Below are 13,846 nucleotides of genomic sequence, written 5' to 3' on the forward strand. Positions count from 1 at the left end.
ACGGTCGGCAGAGGGCCAAGTAGGGTAATAGTTGGTCTACTTGCGAGCAAAGTTTGGTCAGCAATGAGCGATATGTTAGCGATGACCAAAGTCCGGAGGGAGACGCCGAGCGCCTCTCGAGCAGCCTCGAGTGCCTATCGAGCACCCCCGAGCACTCTCGAGTGCCCCTCGAGCGCCCCCACCCTCCGAACCGCACCGGCCCAAGCTAAGCCAACAGCTTCTTATACAGCTTGATCACGCTCACATGCATGCCTTCATGGTACAAATTGAAGGTCAAAAACTGCTCCGGCGTGGCTAGCGTTAGTCCAGTCGAAGTTGTATAGGGCGGCTCGACCGCCTCCTGCAGGCGCGCCTCCAGCGCTTCCCGAATGCGCGGCAACTGCCCCTCCAGCAACGCTCGCAGCTCCGCCAGCGTAGGCGCGGGAGCCGTCTCCGTTGCAGTCAGCGGGGAGGTGCCGAACTCGAAGCGGGCTTTGAACCCGTCCGGCAGCTGCTGAGGCAAGCCGATGTACTGAAAAGCAAACCGCTCCAGCACGACGTACACATGCCCCAAATTCCAACGAATCGAGTTGCGGAACCCGTCCGGAATGCGATCGGCCAGCTCCTCCGTGAGCCCATCCAACTGCTTCAGCGTCCCCGCCCGTGCAAAGGAAAGCAGTCTGAACAAATCGTGTTCCATCTCCATCGCCTCCAAGGTTTTCTAAGAGTATAGCGCACCTCGGAACAAATTGTAAACAACGCCAGCCGCTCGTCCAGCGCCTCTGCCGCCGCTTCCTCGTCGTCCGTCACCGGTCCGCCACTCTCCGTCACCGCTCAGCACCCGTCGCCACGGGCCCGCCACTCGCCTGCACAAAGCGCAACAACGTCAGCTAAAAAAAAGCTGTAGTCAAACGATCCCCGACAAATTATAATACAAGTATGATACCACTATACTTTTTTAGGGAGTGCAAACAGATATGACAACGAAGGAAAAATTGGCTGTAAACGGCGGTACGCCGGTACGAACGAAGCCTTTTCCGGAATGGCCCATATTCAATGAAGTGGAAGAGCAGCTCGTGTTGGAGGTCGTCCGTTCCGGCAAATGGGGCGGCACCGGCCGAGTGATGCTGCCGGAGATCGAATCCAAATTCGCGACGGCGCATGACGCCAAATACGCTGTCTCGATCGTGAACGGCACCGTGGCGATCACAATCGCGCTGCAGGCGGCCGGCGTGAAGCCCGGCGACGAAGTGATCATGCCGCCGTACACATTCATCGCGACCGCCAGCTCGGCGCTGATGTTCGGCGCGATCCCCGTCTTCGTCGACGTGGAGGCCGACACCCTGCTGCTCGATCCGAGCAAGGTAGAAGCGGCCATCACGCCGAAGACGAAGGCGATCGTCGCCGTCCATATCGGCGGCGCTCCGGCCAACCTGACGGCGCTGAAGGCCATCGCCGCCAAGCACAGCCTGCGCCTGATCGAAGACTCGGCGCAAGCGGTAGGCGCTCAGTGGCAAGGCATGGGCGTAGGGGCGCAAGGCGACCTGGGCACGTTCAGCTTCCAGTCGAGCAAGAATATCAACTCCGGCGAGGGCGGCATGATCCTCACGAATGACGAGGCGTTCGCCGACATGGCTTGGTCGCTGGCGAACGTAGGTCGCGTCCGGAACGGCGCCTGGTACCAGCACGAGCACATCGGCTGGAACCTGCGGATGACGGAGCTGCAGGCGGCGCTGCTCATCGGCCAGATGACCCGCCTCGAGGCGCAATCGGCGGCGCGCGAGCGCAACGGCAAGCTGCTGACCGAGCTGCTGAAGCCAATCGACGGCATCCAGGTGCTGAGTCGCGATCCGGGCATCACGCGCCATGCGTACCACCTGTACATGTTCAAGCTGGATGCGGCGCTCGCGGACCGCGTCGACAAGAACGACGTCATCGCCAAGCTGGTGGCCGAGGGCATCCCGGCGGCACCGGGCTATGTGTCGCTCAACAAGAACGCCGCTGTGATCGCAGAGACGAAGAAATGGACCGGAGAAGACCGCTTCAACAGCTGCCCGATCAGCGAGCGCGCATGCGACAAGGAAGTGCTGTGGCTGCACCAAAACATGCTGCTGGGCGACGAGTCGGACATGTACGACATCGCCGGCGCCGTGCGCAAAGTAATCCAATCGTACACATAATTTTGAATTAATGGCAGGAGCGCCAGCTCCTGCTTTTTATATACGAATTTCCCATCTTAAGCTAGCCGCCTCCCGCATCCGACATGGTTGTTTCTTGTTTTACAAAGTAGAGCCATGTAAGGTAATATAGTACTAATGAACTTGTATAGGAGCGGACTAATTTGCTAAGAAGAAGGAATTTGTTTCAGGAGCGTTACGACGCCTTCATCAAGGAGTTGAGGAATGAAATTCTCAGCGGCTCGCTCCTGCCGGGGGAATTCATTCTGCCCGAAAATACGCTCAGCGAGAAATACCAGATCAGCCGCGTATCCGTCCGCAAGGTGCTGGCGCAGCTCGTCGAGGAAGGCCTCATCGAGAAAATCGCCGGCAAAGGAAACCGCGTCAAACTGCCGGAGGAGGAAATTCCTCGGCAGACGCTCAAGCTGATTTGGTTCTCAGGCTCCTACGAAACCGATATTATTCGTAAAATAATCGACCGTTATGAGAAGGTCCATCCCTATGTGCGTGTAGAGCTGATCATTCTTCCCTCGGAGGATTACGTTCGCCATCTGACGCAAATGATGGAAGAGGGCGGAGGACCGGATCTATTCTTCGTCTCGGATTACCACATGCGAGAGTTTCTGGCTTACGACAAGCTCGACCATCTGCTGCCGTACGATCCGGAAGGGATCGATGCCGAACGCGACAGCTACCCGGTCGTCTTCGATATGTTCCGCGAGCAAGGCCGCTTGATGGCGGTGCCTGTGCACTTCTCCCCGGTCGTCATCTGCTACAACAAGGAGGTGCTCGCGGAAGCGGGGATCCAGCAGGTGTCGGCTTCCACGATCAGATCCTGGGACGATTTGTTGGCTATCGCCAAACAATGCACCGAAGAAGCGGTGGAGCACGGGATGATGGAGCGCTATGGCTTCTGCTTCTCTTCCTCGTCGAACCGCTGGCCCGCGTTCATCATGCAGAACGGCGGCCGCTTCATGGACGACAACGGCAAATCGGCGTTCGACGACAAGAGGAATGCCGAGGCACTTCAGTTTTGCGTCGATCTGATGTACAAGCATCATGTGTCGCCGATTTACTCCCACGGCAGCAGCTTTTTGGCTGAATCGCTGTTCCGCCGCGGGCGGATGGCGATGATCATGTCGACATATTACTTCATGAACGAATTCCGCGGCATGAATCTGAATTGGGATTTGCTGCCGCTGCCCGGTCAGGCGAACAAGGGCACGATCTTGCTCGGCGGTGCGCTCGGGATCAACAAACACGGCGAGAAAACGAAGGTGGCGCAAAGCCTGATCGAATTCATGATCGGACCCGAAGCGCAGACGATTCTGAAGCGCAATGGCTGCACGATCCCGGTGCGCCGGGAGATCGCGGAGAACGACCGGCTGCTCGATCCGTCGATTCACCCGCAGTACTACAATGCATTCACGCACGTAATGCCGTATGCACAGTCGCTGCAAGGCCTCGGTCTGAGCCAGTCGCAGCTGGATTTGCTGAACGAAGAGCTGCATGTGCTGTGGGCGAACATGGAGACGCCGGAATCCGCCTGCGAGCGCGTGAGCGCGATGATGGACCAGCTTTCCCCTAACGCTAGAATTTAATCCTCTGCTAACAAATAGGGCTATCCTTCCCCGTGCAGCGAATTCGCTGACCGGAGGGATAGCCCTTCTCTTTATTTCGGCGGCTTGCGCGTCTTGATATACTGCGGATACACGATATCGCCCGTGTCGAGCTTGTGGATCTCGTCGGCCGTCCAGCCGACGATTTTGTTATTGCCTTTCACCCCGGTGAGCTTGATCTGGTACTTGCTCTCGAGGTAGGCGTGCAGCGTCTTCATGTCTTCCTCATTCACTTCACGCAGCGTCTTCTTGCCGCGAATCTGCCCCAGGATGATGCCGATCGACTCGGCGGCCAGTCCCGTATTCGGCTGGATCCGGGCGCTGCCGTAGGCGATGACGGAGGAGCCTACGTTCTTGCCTGCCAGGATAACGTTGTCGTAATGGCGGAGCAGGAAGCTGCGCATCGGCATGCCGTATTTGTCAGGGCGACCCATCTCGATGCCCCACTTGTTGGCGCTCGTGCCCTGGAGATCCAGCGGATAACCGGCGATGCTGACGTTGTCCCAGAACATATTCGCCCCGAGCATGTCGGAAGGCTTCAGCACATAATCCGTCTCGTAATGGTTGTATTCGCGAATGTACAAGTACTCCGGGAACCCGTTCAGCTCCACATGCTCCCAGCCCGGCAGCGATTTGCGGAAATGCTCGTTGATGAGCGGCATCTCCCTCTTGCCTAGCTCGAGCCCCTCGGCGACCGATTTCGGATCGGCCGGGTCGATCGTGTAGACGAGCAGCGCGTTGATCAGCACTTCCCCGTCGCGCTGATAGACGGCGTTCAGGCCGCGCAGGAAGACGCGGGAGTTCGTCGCCTTGTAGCCGTTCGTCATCCCGGTCAAGCCGATGGCGAAGCTGTCATTCACATATCCGCCCCCGAACCGTTTGCTGCGCTCTTCCGCGGTGTAGCCGTTGAAAGCGGCGTTGAATTTTTGCCAATCCACATTCTTGAATTTCATCATATAACCGGAGCTCATATACTCGATGTTGTGTTGGCCGTAGAACGATTCCAGGCCCGGCATCCGGGTCACCTTCAGCTTGCTGGCCATTGCGGCCGAATCGGTGTTTTCCACCCAGTAGCTCGCTTCAATCGTTTTCTCGACATTGTCCTTGGTCTTGTATGAAATCGCTTGCACAGAGTGGGCGGCCGATTTCCCAGCCGTTTCTCGTATCCCTGTCACCGTAATGCCCGACTCGATCGGAATCCCTTTGGCGAGCGTCTGGAAATACGAGACATATTCGGACTTCTTCCGGATTTTCGCGCTGCGGAACCCGTCGAACAACGGTTTCATCCGTCCTTGCACGAGCGATTTCCCGGCATCGTCCTTCGTTTCGTCGAGGAAGAGCATCTCCGCTTCAAGAATTTGTCCGCCAACCGACGGTCTCGGATCCAATACGATTACCTTCAACCCTTCATCTACCGCGGCACGGGCCAAATACATCCCTTCAATCTCCGATCCGATCAACACGATGTCGGCTTTCTCGGCCATCGGAGTAGGAACGGGAGTCGGTGTTGGCTTCGGTGCGACGGTCGGTGTCGGTGTTTGGGCCGAATTTGGGGAAGAAAGGGTAGGATTTTGATTATTTTTTGGATCGACATGCGCTGTTTCGCCAGGGGATGCTGTCGAAACCTGGGACTTCGGACCCGAATTGTCGGTTGGTGGGGGTACCGTAGCCGTCTGATCCCTCTGGGTCCAGAAAAATGCCGCAGCTCCGATGGCTACGAGGATGACGGCAATCGCCAGCCAGAGTATAGGCTTAACGACAATAGGACGTTTAGGGGGCATATGCAGGGTCGCTCCTTCTGAATCTAGTTCGTCCGTTCTATTCTAGTCTATCACGTAACGACGACCCCCTCAATCGAAAATACGAGGTCGAAACGTTTAGCGTAACCGGGCAAACTTCGCGAAGGTCCACCCGAAACAGGTTCACTTGAATACCCGACTATGAATACGCCAAACCAATTCAACCCAAAAAGAGAGGGAGAATGTAAAATGAAAAGAGGTTTCAAGCAAGTTGTAATTACGGGGATGACGCTCGCAATGGTAGTGGGAGGAGCAACTTCCGCCTTTGCTAAAAACGACCGGGATCGCTTCGATGACCGCTACATACAAAACAAGAGCAAATACACCCAAAACAACAACAATAAAAACAATAACAACAATAGCAACAACAAGCCGGGCAACAGCAACGGCGGCATTACGATCAACAACAACGGCACGATGAACTTCGTGATCAACTTCAACGATATTAGCGGCGGCGACGTCGAGTGGGCGATCAAGAACATCATGAGCCTGGCGTCCAAAAAAATCTTCGAAGGCTATGAGGACGGCACGTTCAAGCCTCGCGCCACGATCTCCCGCGTAGAGGCGATCACCGCTGCGGTGCGTCTCTTGGGACTCGAGGATAAAGCGAAGTCGCAGGAAGAAATGAGCACGAAGCTCAACTTCAAGGATGCCGACAAAATTCCTTCCTGGGCGGTAGGTTATGTAGCGGTAGCGCTGGAAAACGACTTGTTCGCGGAAACGATGGCTTCCGTAGAGCCGAGCAAGCCGGCGGATCGTCTCTGGGCGACGACCTTGCTCGTGAAGGCGATGAAGCTGGACGACGAGGCTAGAGCGAAAATGAACACGAAGCTGAGCTTCAGGGATGCGAGTGCAATCCCGGCCGGCTCCGTCGGTTATGTAGCCGTCGCCGTTGAGAAAGGTTTGATCCAGGGCTTCGAGGACAACACGTTCCGTCCGAACCAGCCGGTCACTCGCGCACAGATGGCAGCCCTGATCGACCGTACGAGCGATCAAATGCCGGAATACGACAAGGATACTCGCGTGGGTAAGGTCACCGCTGCGGTAAGCGGCAATGTGCTTGTCACGGTGAAGGACGGCACTACAACGACGACTCCGCTCGCTCCGAACGCATTCGTGTTCCGCAACGGCGTTGCTGCGACGCTGGCCGATATCCAAGTTGGCGACGAAGTCAAGATCAAGATGTTCAACAATGTCGGCTACATGATCGAAGTGACGAAGAACGGTACAGGAACGCCGGCGAACACCTTTACCATTGACGGTACGCTGTCCACTTACCCGATCTACGCCGGCGGCTACATCTCCGCTATCGGCGTAACGCAAACCGTATACGGCCAAGATCCGGTCAACAAGCTGTACCAAGTATCGGTTGACGTGAACATCGAGGGCAGCGGCCAGTTGATTCCCGGAACAGCGGTACAAGTGAAAGGCACAGGCGAAACGATCAACTACATCAAAATTAAATAATAGAAGCAAGTCTGGAGATATTGGTTAGAACGACGTGCAAGGCCCCTCATCCGTCATGGTGAGGGGCCTTGCTCGTTTATTCCTTAATCGTAATCGTAACCGGCGACCATTCGCCGATGACGGTTTGGCCATGGACGGATACGCTGCCTTCCGGCGACAAATCCTTCTCCGTCATGATGCCGAGCGCGACATGGAATCGGTTGAACTTGAGCGGGGCATGCGTCTCGCGGCGCACTTCCTTGCCGTTCAGGTAGAACACGACTTCGTCGTTCGCCCGGTTATAGGTGATCTTGTACGTGTTGAATTCGCGCGCGACGAAAGCTTGATCTTCTTTGAAAATGCAGAAGTAGCGGGTCTTGTCGCTAGGCGGCACGTCGACGCCCGGGAAAGGCAGCACGCCGTAAACGGTAGCGTACGTGTCGTTGCCGACGAAGAAGTCAAGCGCAGCGCCGGTCGAGAAATCGAGCAGGTTGAGCGACACATAGCCGTCATACAAGTCGTTCGGGGCGGTGTTCTGCGAGCGGGCGCGAATGCGGAGCTCGAAGCTGACTTCGCCGTTCTCCGGCACTTCCACAGGCTGCGCCGAGAAGTACATATGCTTGGCATTGTCGAGAATTTGCACCTGATCATGCTTGCGGCTTAGCGGAGCGCGTACATACAGGATGCCGTTGCGTACGATCACGACCGCATCCGGCTCGCGGTAGCTCCAGAACGAGCCGTCCGGCAGGCGGAAGCCGCCGATGTTCCACACTTCGCCCTCCGATAATATCGTATGAAAATCGCCCAACACTTTTGTCGTTACATTAGGTTCACTCATCTTGCATCCATGCCTCCATTCATTTCTATTGAGTTCGAATCAGATTGCCGCCAAAATGCCTTGAACAGCCAAACACACTACTAATATAGCACCGCAGCGAATCGCCGCTTTGACCGACACGCCCATCAGCGGCAAATAAGCCGGCGACGGATTGGAAGGCTGCAGCGCCCGATAGATGCGTATAAAAGGAAGAATGGTAATCAGGCCTATCAGCGCATAATAAGGAAGAGAATGCAGCAGGACAGCTGCGATTAGAGCCAAATAGGCTAGCGCGAGCAGCAGCTTCGAGAACTGAAGCGCGCGGGCTTCGCCGAATACGACGACTAATGTTTTTTTACCGGCCGCCTGATCCGCCCGCCAATGCAGGAAATGATGGTTGAACAAAATAAGTGTCGTCAGCAGGCCGATCGGCAGCGATGCCCACAGCGAACGCCAGTCGAGCTCGGATGTTTGCACGAAATGGCTGCCCATCACCGGAAGCACGCCGAAGGCGATGACGATAGCCAGCTCGCTGTACCCTTTGCCGCGGTACCCGAATCGGATCGGCGGCGCTACATAGAAGTAAGCGATCAAGCCGCCTAATCCTGCGAACAGCAGCACTTCATAGCCGCTGAGGACGGTCAAGAGCACCCCGCATACGGCCGCTATGCCGAACAAGCTCCATGTCATGGCGGCGAAGACGGCAACCGAAAGCGTCCCATTAGCCAGAAAACCGGAGTTGGTCGAGATCGTAGCTGCCGTCTCGCGGGCCGCCACATCGACGCCGCTGCGGTAATCCCACAAATCGTTGATCATATTCGAGAACAGATGCGCCGCACCTGCTCCGATAATCGTAATCAGAAACAAGAGCCAATCGAAGCGGCCGTTCCACACCCAGGCGCCGACGGAGCCGATCGCCACAGGAAGGATCATGACGGGAATGACCTGGAATCGGGTCGCTCTGCGGAACAGCGTTAGTTTGTCCATTCGGCTTGCCTTCCTTTCATCGTAATGCATCGTTGTTCACGGCAGTTCATTGCATTTCACTTGTCCCAAGCCATTATATGCCCGCGTGCGAAGCTTGTAAATATTTAAAACCTGCTAGTATTGGATAAGAAACGAGGATTTTGGACCTCCGAGGGCGAATCCAATTAAGGACAGTTAGACGAAATACGACAAGCTTCGAGCGGGCGGTGCGGGATGGAGAAGAAAAAGTTACGGATGCCAGCAGCGATCTGGCTAGTGCTCGGGATAGCGCTACTGATCAGAGTGGTCATTGCCGTTACGGTCGGCGGGCATCCGACGGATTTGGGGACGTTCAAGGCGTGGGCGCTGCTCGCGGCGGAACGGGGATTGGATGAGTTCTATACAGGCGATTTCTTCGCGGATTATCCGCCGGGTTATATCATAGTGCTGTATGGGATCGGCAAGCTGAGCGGCTGGCTTGGCTTGAGCTCGCAGGGCTGGCCTTTCCTGCTGCTGCTGAAGCTGCCGGCGATTGCGGCGGACTTGGCAGGCGCCTGGATTGTAGCCCGAGCGGCTGCGGCGAGGAAGTGGAGTCAAGGGACGGTTGTGGCTTTGACCGCGCTGTTTGCATTCAACCCGGCTACGATCGTGAACAGCTCGGCGTGGGCGCAAGTGGATGCGGTGTTTACTTTGTTCATCGTCGTCTTTGTGCTGCTCGCGATTCGGGGGCGACTGCCGCTGGCGGCGGCTGTGTTCACGTTCGCGGTGTTGCTGAAGCCGCAGGCGCTTATTTTTACACCGGTGCTGCTGCTCGCCTTGTATCGGTTTCGGTCTTGGCCGAGCTTTCTCAGGAGCGTAGGCTCGAGCTTGGTTGTAGCGTTGGCGATTTTGCTTCCGTTCGGATTCGAGCAAGGTCCGTTCTGGATATTCGAGCAATACTACAGCACTTTGGCTTCTTACCCTTATGCCACGCTCAATGCGTTCAATCTGTTCGCGCTGACGGGCGGCAATTGGATGCCGGTAACCGACGGTTTTCTGATTAGCTATGGGGGCTGGGGAACGCTGATGATTGTCGTTACGGTCGCTTTTTCGCTGGCGCTGTACTACAAGCATCGGGAACGCACTGAAATTTTAGGGCTTATTAGTGTCGTCATTATAACTTTTGTGTTTGTGTTTACGTCTAAAATGCATGAGCGCTACTTGTTCCCGGCCATGCTGCTGACCTTGCTCAGTTATATTGCCTTGCGAGATCGGCGGCTTCTGTTCCTGTACATGGGGATTAGCGTCACGCAGCTCGTCAATGCCGGGGTTGTGCTGCTGGACAGCTTCCAGGAGAAGTACCATATCCCGAGGTTCGATCCGCTGATGCTGACGACTTCGGCGGCGAATGTGATCCTGGCCTTGCTGCTCGCCATTGTGGCGTGGCGGTGGCATACGGATGATACGCTCGAAACTATTTTTCGTTCACGGAAAGGGAGAGCCAAGCTTATGACTTCCTCTGAAAGTGCCGAGGCGCTTCCTGTATTCAAGCTGAAGCCGGAGGCGAAGCTGGCGCGCCGCGACTTTTGGCTGATCGGTCTGATTACGGTTTTATACGGTATATTGGCGTTTGTCCATTTGGGGGATCAGAAGGCGCCGGAAACGTTCTGGAAGCCGGCCTTCGGCGACAGCGTCGTGATGGATTTGGGGCAGTCGCGGAAAGTGGACCGGGTAAATTTCTACGGCGGGGTGACATCCGGGCGATATACGTTCCAGACCTCGAACGATGCGAAGGAATGGACGCCGATAACGATTCCCGATTCCGTCTTTGCCAGTGTGTTTACTTGGAATACGGTCAGCTTGGAGCAGCAGGAATGGCGGTATGCGAAAATAACGGCGGACAGCTCCGATATCCGGTTGATCGAGATCGGGGTGTTCGCGGACGGGGAGCGGGTGCCGGCTTCGATTCAGCTGCTGCCTCCGGAATCCGGCATGAGTTCGGTGGCGGAAGGGCATCCCGAGCGGCTCATTGACGAGCAATCGCTAGTTCCCTACAAGCAGACGTTCAGCAACAGTATGTATTTCGATGAAATTTACCACGGCCGTACCGCCTATGAGCATATTCATAAAATTGAGCCGTATGAGACGACGCATCCGCCGCTTGGGAAGGATATTATTGCGCTCGGCGTGTTGGTATTCGGTATGGATCCGTTCGGCTGGCGGGTTATCGGGACGATTGTTGGTATTTTGATGCTGCCGCTCATGTACGTGTTCGCTTTCCGCCTATTCCGCGAGACGCTGTATGCTTGCTGGGCGACGCTGTTCTTTGCGCTGGATTTCATGCACTTCGTCCAATCGCGGATCGGCACGGTGGATATGTATGTGCTCATCTTCGTGCTGTTAAGCTACTATTATATGTATCGCTTCAGCCGGTTCGACGTGTACGAGCGAGGGCTGGCCAAATCGGTGCTGCCGCTGTTATGGTCGGGTTTGTTCTTCGGACTCGGCGTCGCGACGAAATGGAATGCGCTGTATGGCGGGATGGGTCTCGCGCTGCTGCTGTTGATCGTGCTCATTCAGCGTCATTTGGTTTATCGGAGGGCGAAGGCGTTTCTGCGCAACGTGGCGGCTGCCCAAGAGGCTCCGGCTGCTGGGGCAGCGGATGCGGATCTGGCTGGGAAGGCAAGCTCGAGTGCTGCTGATTCTGATCCTGATTCTGATCCTGATTCTGATCCTGATTCTGATCCTGCTGCTGCGGAAAAGGGTGGCGATTCGACGATCGAGCAGGCGGCTGCTGAGGCGGAAGAGCCGCGGCACGAGTGGAGCCTGGCGGAGCTGGAGGAGCGTGCTTCGGAAGCCGAACGAATCGTCCGCAAGCATGCCCGGTATAGCTGGTTGACCGTGCTGTATGCCGGGTTGATGTTTACGATGATCCCGTTTGTTTTCTACGTGCTCTCTTATATTCCGTTTTTGCTCGTTCCGGGTCCGGGGCATGCGCTCATCGACATCTGGAAATCGCAGAAATTCATGTACGACTATCATAGCAAGCTGGTGGCGACTCATCCGTTCAGCTCTCAGTGGTACAATTGGCCGTTTATGGTGAGGCCGGTTTGGTATTTCTCCGGTCCGCTCATGCCTGAAGGGAAAGTGTCGAGCATCGTGGCGATGGGGAATCCGGCGGTTTGGTGGCCTGGCTTTGCGACATTCCTGTTCGCTTGCTACCGGTTGTTCCGCCATCGGGCGGTGATCATGCTCGTGCCGGTCGTCGCCTATGTCACGCTGTATTTGCCTTGGATTTTGGTGCCTCGGCTGACGTTCTTGTATCACTATTTTCCGATGGTGCCGTTCCTGATCCTGTTCCTCGTCTATGGCTTGAAGCTGCTGAGCGAGCATTATCGGCACGGTCGACGGATCGGGTGGGGGTTGATCGGGGTTGCGGCCGTGCTGTTCGTCCTGTTCTATCCGGTGCTGTCCGGGCTGGTCGTCGACAAATGGTACGTCAACTATGTGCTACGCTGGTTCCCAAGCTGGGTGTTCTGATTGGGTTGGGGTGAAAGTGCGTGTGGCGTGTGAAAGTGCGGTTGGGTTGCGGTGAAAGTTCGAGTGAATTTGCGTGTGTGGGTAGGGCTGCGTGCGAGGAGCGAGTTGTGAAAAAAGCAGTGCAGACAAGCGTCGCCGGATGGAGTACAATGAGGGCAATCTCTCCTAAAGGCGGCTGACTCCACGTATGCAAGCAAGCGCACCTATGAAACAATTGCTGCTCATGAACGCTTCATCGATCATTATTTTCAGCTACATCGGCATCTTCGTTAATTTGTACATCTGGTTGGCCAACAACAGCATTGCGGAAGTGGCCTGGTTCAATCTTGTCCTGTTCGTGGTGTGGACCTTGGCCTATATGGTCGGCTCCAGAATGCTGTCTACCTACTCGACGCGTGTGCTGATTCGTGCGAATGCTTGCTGCGGCGGTTTGGCTTTCCTGCTGCTGTCCGTCCTGGAGCTGGACAATCGGCTGCTGTGGATTGCGATCATCGCGGCGCCGATCGGGGTCATGTGGGGCTTCTATGCCGCCGCCCAGAACTTAACCCTCAGCGTGTACGGGAAAGGTAAAGATTTCGAGCAATATTTCGCTTTGTCCAGCATCATCAACCAAATTATCTCGATCCTGAATCCGATCATCTTTGCCCTGATTATCCAGTGGATCGGCTATTCGGGATCTTTTCTGTTGATGTTCCTGTTCGTGGCCTTGCTGCTGATCGTTTCCTTCTATATTCCTCCGATTACATTGGCGGGCGAGCCGGAACGGCTGTTTAGCGGCATTCGGTTTCGCGATGTCATCTCCACGCCTGCGCTCCGTTGGATGGTCCCTTCGCTGCTCGCGGCCGGACTCTTCCTACAGTTCCAGGTGCTGTTCGCGCTGGTGTTCACCTTCTCCGTCTCGGAACACAAGCTCGTGATTGCGATGCTCAACGTGCTGTATGCCGGCTTCACCATCGGGGCTTTGGTCGTGTACAGGCGGATGCGGATGCGGGAAGGCGGTTGGCTTGCGATCGGTATGATCTTCGTGTGCGTCGGCATCTTGTTTCCCTTGTATCCGAAGGCGCCGATCTTGGTGCTCTCGAACGTGTTGACGACGATCGGCATGTTTTATTTCGGCACCATCTGGAACACCAGGCAGTTCCGCATCATCAGCAAGGAGCCCGCCATCCGGCAAGCCCGCATCTTCGTGTGGCGCGAGCTGTTCCTGAATACGTCGCGGATCTTCATGCTGGTGCTGGCTTTGTCGATCCGAGATATCGAGAGCGGCGCGTTCTACGCCTTGATCGGGCTGGCGCTTGTGAGCGCGCTGTCGGTTCCGTATTTCTCAGGGAAAAGCTCGGAGGCGTTCGAGCGGGAGATGGGGTAGCGGATGCAAAACTTCATATGAAATCTCGCATTCACTCGAGCGCTTGTCGCTCTTGCATGCGGGAAGCTAGCTATGAACCCAATTTCACATCTATATAAGTTGAATCAAAGTCCTTAGCAAGCCATGGCAAGGAAAAATGAACCATTTGTCGAATAAGA

The 13,846-nt window shown here is 55.9% G+C and carries 9 protein-coding genes; 5 read left to right on the plus strand and 4 right to left on the minus strand.

Annotated features, from left to right (window positions below; translation table 11 throughout):
- Positions 1-205: 205 nt before the first annotated feature.
- On the minus strand, positions 206-679 hold the full coding sequence (locus PKO02S_RS29200) for a DinB family protein (protein ID WP_127588541.1): 474 nt from the start codon (positions 677-679) through the stop codon (positions 206-208).
- Between the two features lie 277 nt (positions 680-956).
- Between PKO02S_RS29200 and PKO02S_RS29205 the strand changes: the two genes are divergently transcribed.
- Together PKO02S_RS29205 and PKO02S_RS29210 are read left to right on the plus strand one after the other, a co-directional pair.
- Positions 957-2,159 carry a DegT/DnrJ/EryC1/StrS family aminotransferase gene (locus PKO02S_RS29205; protein WP_127588542.1) on the plus strand — a complete coding sequence of 401 codons (1,203 nt, stop codon included), beginning with the start codon at positions 957-959 and terminating at the stop codon, positions 2,157-2,159.
- Between the two features lie 161 nt (positions 2,160-2,320).
- Positions 2,321-3,757, plus strand: a complete 1,437-nt coding sequence (locus tag PKO02S_RS29210) for an extracellular solute-binding protein (protein WP_127588543.1) — start codon at positions 2,321-2,323, stop codon at positions 3,755-3,757.
- Between the two features lie 71 nt (positions 3,758-3,828).
- On the opposite strand, the gene PKO02S_RS29215 is transcribed toward PKO02S_RS29210, so the two are convergent.
- Entirely contained in the window at positions 3,829-5,556 is a 1,728-nt protein-coding gene (locus PKO02S_RS29215) for an FAD-dependent oxidoreductase (protein WP_127588544.1), read from the minus strand.
- 207 nt (positions 5,557-5,763) lie between these two features.
- On the opposite strand from PKO02S_RS29215, the gene PKO02S_RS29220 reads away from it, so the two are divergent.
- Positions 5,764-7,041: an S-layer homology domain-containing protein gene (locus PKO02S_RS29220; protein WP_127588545.1), complete on the plus strand. Its 1,278-nt coding sequence runs from the start codon at positions 5,764-5,766 to the stop codon at positions 7,039-7,041.
- Between the two features lie 76 nt (positions 7,042-7,117).
- On the opposite strand, the gene PKO02S_RS29225 is transcribed toward PKO02S_RS29220, so the two are convergent.
- Positions 7,118-7,858, minus strand: coding sequence for a DUF6081 family protein (locus tag PKO02S_RS29225; protein ID WP_127588546.1), 741 nt, complete (start codon positions 7,856-7,858; stop codon positions 7,118-7,120).
- A 39-nt stretch (positions 7,859-7,897) separates the two neighbouring features.
- Positions 7,898-8,824 (minus strand): prenyltransferase, encoded by a 927-nt coding sequence (locus PKO02S_RS29230; protein WP_127588547.1) that lies wholly within the window; start codon positions 8,822-8,824, stop codon positions 7,898-7,900.
- Positions 8,825-9,037: 213 nt separating this feature from the next.
- Between PKO02S_RS29230 and PKO02S_RS29235 the strand changes: the two genes are divergently transcribed.
- Positions 9,038-12,322 carry a phospholipid carrier-dependent glycosyltransferase gene (locus tag PKO02S_RS29235; protein WP_127588548.1) on the plus strand — a complete coding sequence of 1,095 codons (3,285 nt, stop codon included), beginning with the start codon at positions 9,038-9,040 and terminating at the stop codon, positions 12,320-12,322.
- Positions 12,323-12,509: 187 nt separating this feature from the next.
- Positions 12,510-13,688: an MFS transporter gene (locus PKO02S_RS29240; protein ID WP_127588549.1), complete on the plus strand. Its 1,179-nt coding sequence runs from the start codon at positions 12,510-12,512 to the stop codon at positions 13,686-13,688.
- Positions 13,689-13,846: the final 158 nt, after the last annotated feature.

Source organism: Paenibacillus koleovorans NBRC 103111, from assembly GCF_004000845.1.
Classification (GTDB): Bacteria; Bacillota; Bacilli; order Paenibacillales; family NBRC-103111; genus Paenibacillus_AA; species Paenibacillus_AA koleovorans.

Excerpts from the sequence above, each read along its gene's own strand:
- PKO02S_RS29235 (WP_127588548.1), top strand. The coding sequence starts at position 9,038 with ATGGAGAAGAAAAAGTTACGGATGCCAGCAGCGATCTGGCTAGTGCTC.
- PKO02S_RS29230 (WP_127588547.1), bottom strand. The coding sequence starts at position 8,824 with ATGGACAAACTAACGCTGTTCCGCAGAGCGACCCGATTCCAGGTCATT.
- PKO02S_RS29240 (WP_127588549.1), top strand. The coding sequence starts at position 12,510 with ATGCAAGCAAGCGCACCTATGAAACAATTGCTGCTCATGAACGCTTCA.
- PKO02S_RS29205 (WP_127588542.1), top strand. The coding sequence starts at position 957 with ATGACAACGAAGGAAAAATTGGCTGTAAACGGCGGTACGCCGGTACGA.
- PKO02S_RS29215 (WP_127588544.1), bottom strand. The coding sequence starts at position 5,556 with ATGCCCCCTAAACGTCCTATTGTCGTTAAGCCTATACTCTGGCTGGCG.
- PKO02S_RS29225 (WP_127588546.1), bottom strand. The coding sequence starts at position 7,858 with ATGAGTGAACCTAATGTAACGACAAAAGTGTTGGGCGATTTTCATACG.
- PKO02S_RS29200 (WP_127588541.1), bottom strand. The coding sequence starts at position 679 with ATGGAACACGATTTGTTCAGACTGCTTTCCTTTGCACGGGCGGGGACG.
- PKO02S_RS29220 (WP_127588545.1), top strand. The coding sequence starts at position 5,764 with ATGAAAAGAGGTTTCAAGCAAGTTGTAATTACGGGGATGACGCTCGCA.